Origin of the sequence: Klebsiella sp., from assembly GCF_027492335.1 — a bacterium.
GTDB classification, from domain to species: Bacteria; Pseudomonadota; Gammaproteobacteria; order Enterobacterales; family Enterobacteriaceae; genus Klebsiella; species Klebsiella huaxiensis.
The window spans coordinates 313287-329324 of sequence record NZ_JAPUEW010000008.1 but is presented as its reverse complement, the minus strand read 5'-3'; the positions used below and the strand labels follow the sequence as shown (position 1 = coordinate 329324).

At 57.4% G+C, this 16038-nt stretch carries 12 protein-coding genes; 5 read left to right on the top strand and 7 right to left on the bottom strand.

The features are described from left to right. Positions 1 to 56: 56 nt before the first annotated feature. The 3 genes from QVF11_RS03520 to QVF11_RS03510 all read right to left on the bottom strand — a co-directional run bounded on the left by QVF11_RS03520 (position 57) and on the right by QVF11_RS03510 (position 7030). Complete coding sequence (locus QVF11_RS03520) at positions 57 to 3149, bottom strand: efflux RND transporter permease subunit (protein ID WP_287855238.1); 3093 nt, start codon at positions 3147 to 3149, stop codon at positions 57 to 59. 13 nt (positions 3150 to 3162) lie between these two features. Further along, positions 3163 to 4242 carry an efflux RND transporter periplasmic adaptor subunit gene (locus tag QVF11_RS03515; RefSeq protein ID WP_287855237.1) on the bottom strand — a complete coding sequence of 360 codons (1080 nt, stop codon included), beginning with the start codon at positions 4240 to 4242 and terminating at the stop codon, positions 3163 to 3165. Positions 4243 to 4315: 73 nt separating this feature from the next. Continuing rightward, a complete protein-coding gene (locus QVF11_RS03510; protein ID WP_287855241.1) occupies positions 4316 to 7030 on the bottom strand; it encodes a cation-transporting P-type ATPase in 2715 nt (904 codons plus the stop codon). Between the two features lie 503 nt (positions 7031 to 7533). On the opposite strand from QVF11_RS03510, the gene QVF11_RS03505 reads away from it, so the two are divergent. Beyond that, complete coding sequence (locus tag QVF11_RS03505) at positions 7534 to 7782, top strand: DUF1158 domain-containing protein (RefSeq protein WP_112215318.1); 249 nt, start codon at positions 7534 to 7536, stop codon at positions 7780 to 7782. Here QVF11_RS03505 and QVF11_RS03500 read toward each other — a convergent pair. After that, entirely contained in the window at positions 7711 to 9333 is a 1623-nt protein-coding gene (locus tag QVF11_RS03500) for an alpha/beta hydrolase-fold protein (protein WP_287855236.1), read from the bottom strand. The two genes, QVF11_RS03505 and QVF11_RS03500, sit on opposite strands and share 72 nt — an antisense overlap. Before the next feature lie 155 nt (positions 9334 to 9488). Between QVF11_RS03500 and QVF11_RS03495 the strand changes: the two genes are divergently transcribed. After that, positions 9489 to 11633 carry a TonB-dependent siderophore receptor gene (locus QVF11_RS03495; RefSeq protein ID WP_287855235.1) on the top strand — a complete coding sequence of 715 codons (2145 nt, stop codon included), beginning with the start codon at positions 9489 to 9491 and terminating at the stop codon, positions 11631 to 11633. Between the two features lie 37 nt (positions 11634 to 11670). On the opposite strand, the gene QVF11_RS03490 is transcribed toward QVF11_RS03495, so the two are convergent. Together QVF11_RS03490 and QVF11_RS03485 are read right to left on the bottom strand one after the other, a co-directional pair. Then, positions 11671 to 12012, bottom strand: a complete 342-nt coding sequence (locus QVF11_RS03490; RefSeq protein ID WP_004848570.1) for a RamA family antibiotic efflux transcriptional regulator — start codon at positions 12010 to 12012, stop codon at positions 11671 to 11673. A 32-nt stretch (positions 12013 to 12044) separates the two neighbouring features. Beyond that, positions 12045 to 13145 carry an MBL fold metallo-hydrolase gene (locus QVF11_RS03485; RefSeq protein WP_287855234.1) on the bottom strand — a complete coding sequence of 367 codons (1101 nt, stop codon included), beginning with the start codon at positions 13143 to 13145 and terminating at the stop codon, positions 12045 to 12047. Between the two features lie 190 nt (positions 13146 to 13335). Between QVF11_RS03485 and QVF11_RS03480 the strand changes: the two genes are divergently transcribed. From QVF11_RS03480 to nfsB, 3 genes are all read left to right on the top strand, one after another. Beyond that, the gene (locus tag QVF11_RS03480; protein ID WP_110273214.1) at positions 13336 to 13917 is read left to right on the top strand and encodes a TetR/AcrR family transcriptional regulator; all 582 of its coding nucleotides are present in this window, start codon (positions 13336 to 13338) and stop codon (positions 13915 to 13917) included. Further along, positions 13917 to 14285: an MmcQ/YjbR family DNA-binding protein gene (locus QVF11_RS03475; protein WP_287855233.1), complete on the top strand. Its 369-nt coding sequence runs from the start codon at positions 13917 to 13919 to the stop codon at positions 14283 to 14285. The genes QVF11_RS03480 and QVF11_RS03475 overlap by 1 nt, the downstream gene beginning before the upstream one ends. A 118-nt stretch (positions 14286 to 14403) precedes the next feature. After that, positions 14404 to 15057, top strand: coding sequence for an oxygen-insensitive NAD(P)H nitroreductase (gene nfsB / locus QVF11_RS03470; RefSeq protein WP_110273212.1), 654 nt, complete (start codon positions 14404 to 14406; stop codon positions 15055 to 15057). A gap of 153 nt (positions 15058 to 15210) precedes the next feature. Here the strand turns inward: nfsB and QVF11_RS03465 are convergent. Continuing rightward, positions 15211 to 16038, bottom strand: an 828-nt coding sequence (locus tag QVF11_RS03465) for a DUF2157 domain-containing protein (RefSeq protein ID WP_287855232.1), incomplete at its 5' end; no start/stop codon positions are given.

Below are 16038 nucleotides of genomic sequence, written 5' to 3'. Positions count from 1 at the left end.
ATCTCCCCGGAGGCGGCGCTGGCGCGCCTGTCCGGGCTACCAGGCCCGAGGCGCACCTACATCCGCCGATGCCCCCACTCGCGCAGGCGCTGGAACAGCACGTACAGCGACGGAATAAACAGAATGCCAATCACCGTCGCCACTAGCATGCCGCTAAACACCGTGGTACCGATAATCCGTCGACTCTGCGCTCCGGCGCCGGTGGCGAGCATCATCGGCATAATCCCAATGATGAAGGAAACCGCCGTCATCATCACCGCCCGGAAGCGGCGAGTCGCCCCTTCGCGGGCGGCGTCGACTATCGACATCCCCTCTTCGCGCTTTGCCCTGGCAAATTCGACGATCAAAATCGCATTCTTCGCCGCTAGCGCAATCAGCAACACCAGACCAATCTGCACGTAAACATCGTTGGCGTAACCGGCCCACCATAACCACAACAGCGACCCGCCGATGGCGAACAGCACCGACAGCATCACGCTCGCCGGAAGCGTCCAGCTTTCATACTGCGCAACGAGGAACAGCCACGCCATCGCCACCGCCGCCAGCACAATCCACACCGCCTGGTTGCCGGTTTGCTGCTCCTGCCACGAAATTCCGCTCCAGGCGTAGTCATACCCCTGCGGCAGGTTCGATTGTAAAATCTGCTCCATCACCGCCATCGCCGTGCGGCTGCTGACGCCTTCTGCCGCCGAGCCGCTCACCGATACCGATGGAGACTGGTTATATTGCTGAATAAACGGCGCGCCCAACGTCGGCGTAATCGTCACCAGATTGCTCAGACGAACCCGCTCGCCGCTGTCGCTGCGCACGTACAGCTCGCTAATCTGCTCTGCCCGCTCGCGCCACTGCATCTCGTTTTGCATCACCACATGGTAAACGCGATTGTTGGTGCTGAAATCCCCGGCGCGGGTGCCGCCAAACGCGGTTTGCAGGCTGCTGAAAATCCTTGCAACCGGCACGTTTAGCCGCGCCGCCTGGTCGCGATCAACGTTGAGCGTGAGCTGTGGGACGTTGCTGCTCCAGGTGGTAAATACCCGACTCAACTGCGAATGCTGGTTCGCCACCCTCAGAACCTGGTGCGTCACCTGCTCCAGTTCCGCCGGAGATTGCCCGGCCTGCGCCAGGATGCGTAAATTGAATCCGGAGGCGTTACCCAGCCCCGGCAACGTCGGCGGCGCAAAAGTCATAATCGTCGCTTCCGGCAGCCCCATCAGCTGGCCCTGTAGTTTCTCCATTACCGAATCCAGCGGCGGTCGCTGATGCCAGTCTTTCAGCATCACCGAGATAAACCCGCCGTTCGAGGCGCTGGTGCCGTTAAGAATATTGAAGCCAGACACCTGAATCACATCCTCAACTGCCGGATTTCCCAGCAACAGCTCCCGCGCCTGGGCCATTACCGCTTCGGTACGCTCCAGCGAGGCGGCTTCAGGCAGCTGCACGCTGGCAAAGAAGTAGCCCTGATCTTCCTGCGGCAGAAAGCCCTTCGGCATGGTGGTGAAGCTAAAGACCACCAGCCCGGCAGCCGTCGCCGTCGCGGCCAGCGCCAGCCAGGGACGACGATTCATGCCTCCCACCAGACGCCCGTAGCCATCGCGCACCTTATCCAGGCCGCGGTTAAAGCCGCGCCAGATAGCGGCAGGCCTTTCCGGACGCGGGCGCAGCAGCAGTGCGCACAGCGCGGGTGTCAGGGTCAGCGCCACCAGGCTCGATAGCGTTACTGCCGTCGATAGCGTCACCGCAAACTGGCGATACAGCTCGCCGACGATCCCCGGCAGCATCGCCACCGGAACAAATACCGCCAGCAGCACTAAGGTCGTCGCGATCACCGGACCAGCGATTTGCCGCAGCGCCTCGGCGGTAGCGGCCCCGCGATCCAGTCCCTCCGCCATTTTCGTCTCTACGCTCTCCACCACCACGATGGCGTCATCCACCACCATGGTCAGGGCGAGAATAATCGCGAACAGGCTCAGCGTATTAGCGCTGTAGCCCAGCGAATAGAGCACGGCAAAGGTACCGATAAGCGATACCGGAATTGCCAGAGCCACTATCAGCGTTGCCCGCCAGCTTTGCAGGAACAAAGACACCACGACCACCACCGCCAGCAGGGTCAACGCCAGCGATACGCCGATCTCTTTGATCGTCGCCGCCACAAAGCGGGTGGTATCAAACTTCACCTCCCAGGTCAGATCCGCCGGGAAACGCGCGTGCAGCCGGGTCAGCTCGGCGCGCACCGCGCTGGCAACCTGCAGCGAGTTGGCGGTTGGCGTCGGGTAGATGCCAAGATACGCGGAGTCTTTACCGTTGAGCTGTGCGCCAGAGCTGTAGCTACGCGCGCCCAGCTCAATGGTTGCCACGTCCGACAGGCGCACCAGCTGACCGCGTTCGCCGCTGCGCACCACAATCTGCCCGAAGCTGGCGGCATCGCTCAGCCGACCGATACCGTTGATGGTCAGGGTCCGCTGCTGGCCGTTAAATACCGGCGGCGTCCCCACCTGCCCCGCCGCGCCCTGTACGTTTTGCTCGCGTAGCGCCTGGGAAATATCATCGCTAGTGATATTCAGGGCGTTCATGCGATCAGGTCGCAGCCAGATGCGCATGCTGTAGTCGCGCGCGCCGAACATCTGGACTTCGCCAACGCCCGGCAAGCGCGCCAGCGCCTCGCGCACCTGGGTACTGGCGTAGTTGCTGACAAACAGCGGCGATAGCGTCCCGAGCGGCGAATAAAGGCTCACGCCCATCAGCAGGTTCGTTGCCCGTTTGCGCACCTGCACGCCGTTCTGCTGCACTTCGGCAGGAAGCTGCGCCACGGCCTGGGAAACGCGATTCTGCACATCAATTGCCGCTAAATCGGCATCGGTACCGGCAGCAAAGGTCAGGCTCAGGCTGTAGGTGCCTTCATCGGAGCTGGTAGATTCCATATACAACATATGGTCAACGCCGTTGAGCTGAGTCTCCAGCGGCGCGGCAATGGCTTGTGCCACGTCCGCCGCGCTGGCGCCCGGCCAACTGGCGCTAACGTTGATGACCGGCGGCGTAATCTGCGGATATTGCTCGACCGGGATCAGCTTTAGCGATACCGCGCCGATAAAAGTCATCAGCAGCGCAATCACCATCGCAAAACGCGGGCGACGGATAAAAAATGTCAGCATCCCTTCCCCCTCTTTAGTTGAGCAGTTGAACGGCTACGCCATCACGCAGGCGCTGGGCGCCTTCCGTCACCACGCGCTCGCCCGCATTAATACCTTCCACCACCGCAAACTGCTGCCCCTGCTGGCCGCCAGGGGTGATACGGCGCATCGCTACGGTGTTGTCCGCCGTCATTACCCAGCAGTAAAAGCCCTGCGCGTCCTGCTGCATCGCAGATGCCGGGATCATCGGGCTTTGCGCAAGCTGCTGCGGACGAAAGAAAATCGCCACGTTAGCGCCGGGCAGCAGACGGTGCCGCGGGTTTGCAAATTCAGCACGCAGCGCCACGCTGGCAGTGCGGCTATCAATGCGGTTATCGACGGAGGTCAGTACACCGTTTTGCCGCTGCCCATCAACATCGACCTGCGCTATCCACGCCTGCTTCAGCGCGGCAATATCCGCATGCTGGCCCGCTTTGTCGAAAAAGGCGGTTTCATCGAGTGAGAAGGCGACGCGAATCGGATCAAGCTGGACCACGTCCACCAGCACGCCGCTGGAGGGATTGACCAGGCTACCGACGTGAAACGCGCTATGGCCGACGCGTCCGGTGACCGGCGAAGTTATACGGGTGTAGCCGAGCGTAATTTGCTGGGCGGCAATGCGCGCCTGCGCCTGCTCCACGGCGGCGGCGGCGACATCACGCTGCATCTGCGCGGTATCCACGTCATTGCGGCTGATCGAGTGGTTATTTTTTAGCTGCTGGTAGCGGCTTAACAGCTGCTGGGCCTGACGGAGCGAAGCTTGCGCGCTTCTCAGCTCGGCCTGCGCCAGCGCCAGCGCGGATTTGGGCTGGGCGTCATCAAGGGTAAACAACAGATCGCCTTTATTGACGTACTGCCCATCCTGAAAATGGCGCTGCACGATCGCCCCTTCAGTACGGGCGCGAATATCAACGGAGTGGATGGCCTCAACGCGACCAGAAATTTGCCGCTCGTTGGCATGCGGCGCTTGCTCAACGGTGGCAACGCGCACCGGAATCGCCGGAGCGGCGGCGATCGTCAGGGCGTAGCCTGCCAGGCCGCAGGCCAGCAAGGCGGAGCGGATGATCTTTTTCATGGGGGGGAATTCCTTACGACGATGCGGCGTCCCTCCTCCCGCAGGAGAAGGGACGCCGGACGAATCAGACAGACTACGCGGTTTTGCGGAAACGGCGGGTCAGGCGTTTCTCAACTTCGACCACCAGGAACATCGCAATACCGATGACCAGAGTGATGAACCAGTAGCGCAGCGGCAGCCCTTCGGTACCAAACATCGTCTGCATCACCGGTACGTAGATGATGACCAGCTGCATCAGCAGCAGCACGCCGCTTACCAGCCAGATGCCTTTGTTACGCAGCAGCCCCATGTTCAGCGAGAAGCTGTCGCTGCTGCGGCAGTTAATCATATAGACCCACTGCGCGGTCACCAGCATCTGCAGCAGCACGGTGCGGATAAACTCCGGGCTGTGGCCGCGCGGTGCCAGCCAGGCCTCAAGAATAAAGGCGGCGACGGCAATCATCGTACCGACGAAAGCGACGCGCCAGACGGCAAAAGCGTCCATCACGTGCTGGCCTGTTTTACGCGGCGGGCGGTTCATCGCGTTGCGCTCGGCAGCTTCAAACGCGAGACCGAAGGAGAGCGTGGCGGAGGTCGCCATGTTCATCCACAAAATCAGCACCGGCGTCAGCGGAATAATGTTCCCCGCCAGCAGGGCGATGATAATCAGCAGCCCCTGCGCCAGGTTGGTCGGCATAATAAACAGAATGGTTTTCTTCAGGTTGTCGTAGACCCGACGCCCCTCTTTGACCGAACTGGCGATGGTGGCAAAGTTGTCATCGGTCAGAACCATGTCGGCGGCCTCTTTGGTCACCTCGGTTCCTTTGATACCCATGGCGATGCCGACGTCGGCCTGACGCAGCGCCGGAGCATCGTTGACGCCATCGCCGGTCATGCCAACCACTTCACCGTTATCCTGCAGCGCTTTCACCAGGCGTAGCTTATGCTCCGGGCTGGTGCGGGCAAAAATATCGTACTCAACGGCGGCTTTCGCCAGCTCGGCGTCATCCATATGCTCCAGCTGGTAGCCGGTCATCGCCTGACGGCTGTTAGTAATCCCCAGCATTTGGCCGATGCTCATCGCCGTCTGCGGGTGGTCGCCGGTAATCATCTTCACGCGGATCCCCGCATTCTGGCAGGCGTGGATAGCGTCAATCGCTTCCGGGCGCGGCGGATCCATCATCCCGGCAATGCCAAGGAAGACCAGACCTTCGCGGAGATCGTCGTGGGTCAGCGTGGTGCTACCAACGTTAGCCGGTTTGTAGGCGGCGGCAACCATGCGCAGGCCCTGACGGGCAAAGCGCGCCATTTCCTCTTCCCAGTACTGCGGCTCGAACGGTACCGCGCCCTGCTTGCTCATCTGCTGGCGGCACATGGCAAAAATCACGTCCGGCGCGCCGGTAATCAGCACCCGCTCGACGTCACCCATTTTCTGATGGGTCGCCATGTACTTGTACTGCGAGTCGAACGGAATTTTCGCGACCAGGCGCGCGTCAACCGGCTCCAGCTGCGCTTTCGCCGCCAATACCTTCAGTGCCCCTTCGGTCGGCCCGCCGGTAATACCCCACAGGCCGCGCTCGTCCTGAATCATCTGGCTGTCGTTACACAGGTCGATAGTGCGCAGGTAGGTTTCCAGCACGCTGCCCGGTTTAATCTGCACCGGCTCATCGCTGCCTTCCAGGCAGATGTTGCCCTGCGGCTCGTAGCTGTCGCCTTCAACACGGTAGCAGCAATCGGCAGTGATGATCGCTTTGACGGTCATCTCGTTCATCGTCAGGGTGCCGGTTTTATCCGAGCACACCACGGTCATTGCGCCCAGGGTTTCCACCGTCGGCAGCTTGCGGATAATCGCCCGCTGACGCGCCATCGCCTGTACGCCGAGGGAGAGAATAATCGAGATAATCGCCGGTAAACCTTCCGGCACAGCGGCAACCGCCAGGCTAATCAGGGAGAGCAGCAGCTCACCGAGAGGAATGTCGCGCAGCGCCAGGCTGAAGACGAACAGCGCGGCCATCATCGCCAGGATAATGACGAAAATCGCTTTGCCGAGCTTGTCCATCTGCACCAGCAGCGGCGTGCGGTGCTTCTCAATACCCGCCATCATTTGGTTGATGTGGCCGAGTTCGGTCTCCTGACCGGTAGCGGTCACTACGCCAACGCCGCCGCCGGCGCTGATGGTGGTGCCGGAGAACAGCATATTCGTGCGATCGCCCAGCGGCAGTTCACCTTCCAGCGCGTCGGTGGTTTTATCCACAACCGTCGACTCACCGGTCAGAATCGCTTCTTCCACCCGCAGATTGTGAGTTTCAATCAGGCGCATATCGGCAGGCACACGGTCTCCCGCGCGCAGAATGACGATATCGCCCGGAACCAGGTCGCGGGTCGGGATGGTTTCATGCTTACCGTTGCGCTGCACGCGGGCGTCGCTGGAGAGCATATTGCGGATGCCCTGTAGCGATTTTTCAGCATTGCTCTCCTGGATATGGCCGATCAGGGCATTGATCACCGTGACGCCAAGGATAACCAGGGTATCAACCCAGTGGCCCATTACCGCCGTAAGCGCGGCAGCAGCCAGCAGGACAAAAATCAGTACGTCGTTAAAATGGGCGAGAAAGCGCAGCCAGGCGGGCTTGCCTTTCTTCTCTGGTAACGCATTCGGGCCGAAGGTCTGCAGACGCTCGGCGGCTTCAGCGGAGTTCAGTCCGCTGGTATGGCTGTTTTTCTGCGCCAGCACCGCATCAACGGTCTGCTGATATGCCCGGCGTGGCGCGGCATCCCCTGAGGGGGTGGTATTATTAGTTTTGATCATTTTGGTCAAAATATATCTCCCTTAAAATTCCGTGAGGCGGAAAGCCTGGAATCATTCCGGGCCAATGAGAAAATTAAAAAACAGGCGGGAGATAATTTGAGCTTGCACAATATTTAGTCTCTCGCAAATACAAAATTTGTGGTAAGTTAATTCTATAAAACAATAATTGCAAAATATTAATAAACCAAAACTAAACGAGGTCTACTATGTTTGGAATCTACCGCGGACGCCGTCTGGTGCTGTACATCTTGCTGGCCATTATTATCGCTACTCTGGTGGGATATAGCACCTATACTTTTGTAAAAGCGCTGGCTTAATAATGACGTTAATTTACAGTCCGGTGTAATTAATTTAATCACAAATATGCCTAAATTAATTAACATGGAAATGAAAGAGGATTATTATAAATAATACTTAAGGCGTAATTTAATTCCCTGCGAAACTATATTGCATTGATTCAGTTTTTACCGGACAATATGTTTTTAACTGATGATTAACAAATAATGAAACATCCGCTAGAAACGCTCCTCAGCGCCGCCGGCATTCTTCTGCTGGCGTTGATATCCTGCCTGCTGCTGCCAGCACCGTCTCTTGGCCTGACGCTGGCGCAAAAGCTGGTTGAGATGTTCCACCTGATGGATCTCAACCAGCTTTATACGCTGATCTTTTGCCTGTGGTTCTTAGCGCTGGGCGCTATTGAGTATGTGGTGTTGCGCTGGGTGTGGCGTCGCTGGTTTTCCCTTGAGCGTTAAGCCGGTCAAGTCACGCATACCGTTGACCAGCGCCTCGCACCAGGCAGCGTAATCGTGACCGCTGGACGAGGGATGGAAGCTCACCGCATAACCCTTCTCTCTCAGTACCTGCTCAAATTCGAGGGTATTGGCATAAATGCCACCGTCCGGCCCGCTGGTTTCGAATTTACCCGCCTGTAGCCAGAAACGTACCGGATAGCGCGGCGATTGCTGGTACTGCCGCGTCAGCCAACTGGCCTCTTCTCCTTTCGGTGCCCACCAGTACGACCCGGACAAGCTCAGCACGTTGCCAAACTGTCGCGGATAGCGCATCGCCACCCAGGATGCGGCCAGCCCGCCGTAGCTGGAGCCTGCAACCACGGTTTTTTGCCGGGTCAGGCTGAGTCCCTGCCGGTTCAGCCACGGCAGCAGTTCATGAGCCATAAAATCGGCGAAGTGGGGGTTTGGCGGCAGCTCTTTTGCCCGTCGCGTATGATCAAGGCTATCGATAAACACCACGTTAATCGGCGGCAGCACATGGCTGGCGATCAGGGAGTCCAGCACGTTCGCGAAGCGGTACTCGTCCTGGTACGTTTTGCCATCGAACAGCATCAAGGTCCAGCGCGCGGGCTGCGGCAAACGCGGACGGTAAATCATCACTTCTCGTGTATTTTGCAGGAAGTCGCTACGTAGCTGGTGGCGGGTTAAGGTGCCGTAGCGCAGCGGCTGCGTCATACGTTGCACCGAGCAAAAACGTGCAGGATTAAGCGCCAGCAAAGAGTAGCGACTCCAGCGATCCTGGGCAGCGTTGACGCTGTTGGGGTTGAGCGGATCGGCCTGGGCGCTGACCAGAATCGCTCGCCGCTGCTCCCGCGCGCTGCCCGCCACCTGCGGCACATCCGGAGCCAGCTTATATTGCATTAGGGTATCGGCGGGCACCACGTAGCTGCGAAACCAAACATCGGAGTCGCCGAGGCGAAACAGCGGATCGTGATCTCCCGCCGGAGAACCCAGAATAAACACGTTCTGGCTCGCCCCGCGCCACAGGAAAGTCACTCGCTTATGGCTGGCGTCCACCGGTTCCACCATGGGCGTTCCTTCCAGTTCACGCTCCTGCCAGAAATTCGCCGTTGAACCTCCTGCCGCCAGCTCGCGCTTAAGCTGCTGCAGACGCGGACTGACCGGATCCAGCGCCTGTGTTTTTGCCAGCGCGGTAGTCTCTCGCATCTGCCATTGAAAACGCCAGCGCGCGCCCTCTTCACCGTGCAGTACCAGTGAGGAGGCACGGTTTACCGGCAGAGAAAATAGCAAAGTTTGTTCTCCATCTGCCGGGCCGCCTGCCAATAGCGTGCGCAGGCGACGATTGTTCTCATCCAGCAGTCGGGCATCGGTGACGCCGGAGAGAGTCGCCGCAACATAGTTCTCACCCAGCTTTGGCAGGTCAAAACAGACCTCGCCGCTGGCATCAAACTTCCCCTGCAGTTCACCTTGTAAAGAAGGTGATTCACAGTTCATCGCCGCTGCCGGTAAGGCACTCATGCCAATTAGCAGGCCGCTCCACGCCGTCTTCATTGCCCGATATTTCCTTGTAAAAATTTGTTAATAACGCTAATGCAAATAATAACTATTTGCAATAACATTGACGCCGTTAATGACAGCCGCTGGACGATTCATCACGAAGATGGCGGTTTTTTTGATGGCGACTTAACCAAGGAAAAATCATAAAAATGTTTAAATATAATAAGATAACAGCACTCTGGGCCGCGAGCCTCGCGGTATCCACCTTCGGCGGGCAGGCGCTGGCGGCGGAGGAAACGATCGTTGTCACCGCAGGCAACGGCGAAGATCCAACAGCGCCGCTAAAGGGAATTGTGGCAACAAAGACGCTGTCGGCGACGAAAACTGCCGCAGAGATCGTCAAGACGCCGCAGTCGGTATCGGTGGTCACCCGCGATCAAATGCAGGCGCTGGATGTCACCTCGGTTTCCCAGGCGCTGCGCTATAGCGCAGGCGTCTTTACCGAATATCGCGGTGCCTCTAACCGCAACGACGAAGTTTTCGTGCGCGGCTTTAGCTACGTGCCCAAATTCCTCGATGGCCTGAGCTACGGGGCCACTGCCTCCTCACAGACCGGGACTTTCGACCCGTGGCTGCTGGAGCGCGTTGAGCTGGTGCGCGGCCCGGCCTCGGTGCTGTTTGGTCAGGTTAATCCTGGCGGGCTTATCAGCATGACCAGCAAACGCCCCACCAGCCAGCCGATTCATGAAGTGCAGTTCCGTACCGGCAATAACAACCTTGCCGAAGGGGCCTTCGATTTTGGCGGTCCGCTGAGCGATGACGGCCATCTGCTCTATCGCCTGAACGGGATCGCCCGCACCCAGAATAATCAGATAGATGACTACAAAGAGACGCGGATGGCCATTGCCCCGGCACTGACCTGGTATCCTAACGACGCCACCCGCTTTACCCTGTTAACCAGCTACCAGAAAGACCCGGATGCCGGTTACCGTAACTTCTTGCCGCGCTACGGCACCGTGGAAAGCGTCGACGGAAGCTATATTCCGCGCGATTTTAACGTCAGCGACCCTAACTACAATCAGTCGTGGCGCGAACAAACGATGATTGGTTATGAATTCGAGCACCAGCTAAACGATACCTTCACCCTGCGGCAGAACGCCCGCTACGCGACCATCAAACAGAAGTACCGCTATCTGGTTTATACCACCAGCGCAGCCAACAGTTCCGTACTCTCGCGCCGCGCCCAACATGAAGAGCGCCAGACCGATGAGTTTGGTATTGATAACCAGCTTGAGGCGCAGTTTGCCAGCGGCCAGGTGGCACATACGGTGATTGGTGGTCTGGATTACAAAACCAGTAAAGATAAACAGTACCTCGGCCGCGCCGGCGGCTCACAGTACGATATCGACTGGCGCAGTCCTTCTTACGGCGTTAGCGTTGATGAAAGCACCTTCAGCACCGCCAGCGATGAGCAGCAAAATCTCGACCAGGCGGGAATTTATCTCCAGGATCAGCTGAGCTGGCAAAATTGGGAGCTGCTGGTTTCCGGGCGCTACGACTGGGCAGAAGTACGCACCACTGATTTTACCGACGCCAGCAGCACCCAGCAGAATGACAGTAAGTTCACCTGGCGTACCGGGTTGCTGTACGCCTTTGATTTCGGCCTCTCGCCCTATATCAGTTACAGCACTTCGTTCGAACCTAATCTACAAACCAACCGCGCGCCGGGCGTCGGGCCGTTCGATCCAAGCGAAGGCAAGCAGGTAGAAGTGGGCCTGAAATATCAGCCGAACCCAAACGCGTTAATGACCCTCGCGCTGTATGACCTGACGCAGAGCAACGTCGCCACCTACAACAGCGCGGCCGGATGGTTTGAAAATAGCGGTAAGGTTCGTTCGAAAGGGGTGGAAGCCGAAGCGCACGCGACGGTCTTCGATAACCTCAACCTGATTGCTTCTTATACCTACACCGATGCGGAAACCGTCAATACCACCGTGGTCGGCACCGAAGGGAAAACCCCTGCGCGCATTCCAACCCATATGGCCTCAGCGTTCGCCAGCTATACCCTGCCGGACGGCGCGCTAAAAAGCCTGACGGCGGGCGTTGGCGTGCGCTATATCGGCACCAGCTATGGCGATGCGAAAAACACCTTTAAGGTTCCGGCGGTGGATTTGTATGACGCAATGGTGAGCTATGAGTTAGGCGAATTAAGCTCAAGCCTGAAAGGGGCGAAAGTGCAGTTCAACGTCAACAATATTGCGGACACCAAATACGTGGCCTCATGCGCCAGCGATAGCGCCTGCTTCTACGGCATTGGTCGGACGGTGACGGCAACAGTGAATTACGCCTGGTAAGAAAAGTGTCCGCCGGTCTTCCCCCGGCGGACACTTTTCAGTGGGCGCGGCTGTGATTTTCTTTACGGTAGGCACCCGGAGGCTGGTTAAACGTGCGGGTGAAAATGCGGGTAAAGGTTTGCTGCGAGTCAAAGCCGTATTTCAGGCAAATATCGTAAACCCGCTGATCGGTATCGCGCAGATCGCGCGCCGCCAGCAGCAGCTTGCGCTCGCGAATGTAACGCCCCAGACTCTCCCCTTTGTACTGTAAAAACAGTCGTTGCAGATGCCATTTCGAGTAACCGGCATGGCGCGCAATATCGTCAATACGTAGCGGTTGATGCAAATTATCATCAATCCACTCGACGATCGTATCAATGACCTGAGCGGAAATAGTCATATGTCCTCTCTCCTCCTGAACCACTCTCATCGTTACCGCCACCAGGCGTTAAATGATTGCGTTTTATCCGCGACCCAAACCGGCTCACCCAACATTGGCGTCAGCAGTCGCCACGGCCGCCCTGTACTGGCCTCCGCCAGCCTTTTATACGGATCGTCCCATGTATGTTTTGCCAGCACGAAGCGCCCGGCGTGGCCCGGCAGCACCGCACGAGCGTGTAAATCGTCAGCGGCCTGCGCCGTCTCTTCCGGCATCATGTGGATGTACTTCCAGTCCTGGTCGTACTGACCGTTTTCCATAATCGCCAAATCCACTTCACCGAACTGCTCGCCGATGGCTTTAAAGTGCGGGCCGTAGCCGCTATCGCCGCTGTAGTAAATTTTCTGCTGCGGAGTGACGAACATAAAGCTGGCCCACAGCGTCTGGTTACGCTTGAGGCCGCGGCCTGAAAAGTGGCGCGCGGGCAGCGCGTGAACCGTTAGCTCATCACTGACCTGTACCGATTGATTCCAGTCCACTTCGCTAATAATGGCGCTATCGACGCCCCAGTAGCGCAGATGCGAGCCAACGCCCAGCGGCGTTACCACGCGCTTGATTTTCGGCATCAGCGCTTTGATGGTGGCGTAGTCGAGATGGTCATAATGATCGTGCGAGATAATCAGCAGATCGATATCCGGCATTCCTTCAGCATGCCACGGGTAATCCCCGGCAAAAGCCTTATTAATAAAGGAGAACGGTGCAGCATAGTTGCTAAACACCGGGTCAATCAGGATACGTTTACCGGCCAGTTGCAAATACCAGGAGGAGTGCCCGAGCCAGACCATGGTGTCCTGCCCTAACGGCAGACTGGCCAGATCGGTTTTCACCAGCGGCAGCGGCTGGGCCGGTCTGGCGTTTTCGCGTTTGGCGACAAGAAACTCCCACCACGCGGCCAGCATATTTTTTTGCCCGGTAAACCCAGGCGTCGGCAGCTGGTTGTGAAACTGGCCGTCATAATAGTGAGGGGACTGTTCCACCACGCTGAGCTGTGCGCCCTGCGGCGCCTGACCAAATCCGGCATTTAACACAAACGGCAAAGTTGTTGCTGACGCTAATAACATGATGGCGACCACACTGAAGATGATACGGTTCATATCCTGACCTGGCGAAATCCTCCTTCCTGGAGGTTTTTGTTATAAGGCTTGATTATGAGTGAGTAAGCACTCATTATTAGGAAGAAGCTGAAAGTCGTCAAGACGATTTTCAAATTTTGACAGACGGCGTTGCAGTGCCCATGTCAGGCATGCTTAGATCAGGTTTTTATAACGTGTGAGGTAAAGTGTAGTGGCTCGTCCTAAGAGTGAAGATAAAAAGCAAGCGTTACTGGAGGCCGCAACTGCCGCCTTTGCCCAATCGGGAATCGCCGCCTCAACCTCCGCCATCGCCCGCAGCGCCGGGGTTGCTGAGGGGACGCTGTTTCGCTATTTTGCCACCAAGGACGATCTGCTCAACGAGCTTTATCTCACTATCAAATCGGGTTTAGTTCAGGTGATGGTGTCTAGTCTTGTCCCAAACGAAACCCGCCCGAAAGAGAATGCGCGTAATATCTGGAACAGCTATATCGACTGGGGTATGCGCAAACCGATGGAGCATAAAGCCATACGCCGCATGTCCCTGAGCGAACGGATTACCGATGAAACGCGTACTCGGGTCAAAGAAATGTTCCCCGAGCTCAACGAGATATGCCAACTTTCGGTAAAACCCATTTTTCTTAGCGATGCGTATCGCACCTTTGGTGATGCGCTATTTTTGTCACTGGCAGAAACCACTATCGAGTACGCCAGCAACGATCCGCAGCGTGCCAGGGAACTCATTGCATTAGGCTTTGAGGCAATGTGGCAGGCTCTGCATGAGGAAACTATCTGATGGACCATCTCTCGCTGCATCGACAAGCGCACCGTATCGCGCTGGAACTTCCCTTTACCGAACACTGCTGGCCGTTTGGCCCGGAGTGCGATGTGTTTAAAGTCGGCGGGCGGATTTTTATGCTGACGATGACGGCGCACGGCCGCGCGTTGGTCAACCTGAAGTGCGACCCGCAGAAATCACTGCTTCATCAGGAGATTTACCGCAGCATTGAGCCTGGCTACCACATGAACAAAAAACACTGGATCTCCGTGGTTCCCGGAGAGGATATCAACGAGGGCCTGCTGGCTGAGCTGATTAATGATTCGTGGAACCTGATAGTCGATACACTCAGTAAAAAAGAGCAGCAACGCCTGCGCCCGGGTTGATTTTCAGCGCAGCGCGATAAGTGTTATCGCATTTTTGCCCCTTATCATTTCCCCAACATCGCTGTACTCTTCCTGCACGAAACGCACCCGCAAGGGGTTGTAAACAGTGAGGAAGAGTATGGATATCGTATCGGTTGCCTTAAAGCGCTACTCCACCAAGGCATTTGACGCCGCTAAAAAACTGACCGCCGAGCAGGCGAAAAACCTGAAAACGCTGCTGCAGTACAGCCCGTCAAGCACCAACTCCCAGCCGTGGCACTTTATCGTTGCCAGCAGCGATGAAGGTAAAGCGCGCGTCGCTAAAGCGGCGAGCGGCACCTACGTCTTTAACGAACGTAAAATTCTCGACGCGTCCCACGTGGTGGTTTTCTGCGCGAAAACCGCAATGGATGACGCCTGGCTTGAGCGCGTGGTGAATCAGGAAGAGGCTGATGGCCGCTTTGCTAATGCTGAAGCCAAAGCCGCGAATCACAAAGGTCGCACCTTCTTTGCCGATATGCACCGCAAAGACCTGCACGATGACGACCAGTGGATGGCGAAGCAGGTTTACCTGAACGTTGGCAATTTCCTGCTTGGCGTTGCGGCAATGGGTCTGGACGCGGTGCCGATTGAAGGCGTTGATTTCGCAATCCTCGATGCCGAGTTCGACCTGAAGGCCCAGGGCTACACCAGCCTAGTGGTAGTGCCTGTCGGCCATCACAGCGTTGAAGATTTCAACGCCGCCCTGCCGAAATCCCGCCTGCCGCAGGCAACGACGATCACCGAGATTTAATTCTCTGGTTTTTTTACGCCAGGGTAATCCCCGGATTGCGGCTGTCGCCTTATCCGGGCTACAAAACCACCGACTGTACTAACCCGTAGCCCGGGCAAGGCGCGTCGAGCGCCGCCCCCGGGGATAGACCGCAGTATTTTGCAGCCACCTTAACTACCGCTCCCCTGCGTGCCAGATGCGCTCCGCATAGCGACCAATCACCGCCAGCGAAACGGCAAGGATCAGGAAGAACACCACCTTGTGCATCCCGTCCCAGAAAAACTCGAAGAAGCGGGTATAGAGGTTGATAGCCAGGAACGTCAGGCCGAAACCGCGCAGCATGCCATCATCGTTTTTCAGACTGATATAAATACAGATCCCTGCCGCTGCAGCGAACAGCAATCCCCATGGCAACAGCTGTCGTTGCGACATGCTGGACCAGCTATCCAGATCGTAATTACCAAAAATCGACAGGATCCACAGAGCGATAAACAGATACGTCAGACCCATCACTTTGCTGACGGTAAACAGCTGGCGCTCGCGTAAATATTTCTGCGCGCCATAGCAGAGCGCGAGCAGCGCGCCGCCGAACAGCACAAAGCGGATCGGATAGCTCATGCCCAGCCAGTAGGCCCCCCATCCCGAGACGTAGCCGGTTTCCGCACCAAACCAGTTACCCAAAGACAGCAGGAAAAATAGCCATACCAGCCCAGAGCGGGCAAAGAAGCCAATCGCGCCGTAAATCACGCATCCGGCCAGGAACAGCGGCGCGATATGGCCGCTGCCGGTATCCAGGCGCTCACCCAGTTGCCACAGCGCCACGGCGGTAAAGACCACGCCAAGAAACAGAATCGCTTCGGTACTGTAGTGCCACTGGGTTTCCCGCCGCTGGCGACGAAATCCCCAACCGTAGCAGGCCGCCGCGAGCAGCGTGGGCAGAATTATCCGCGTCAGCGCCGAGCTGCTGAACAGGCTAAGTAGATACTCAATCAGGTCGCTGTC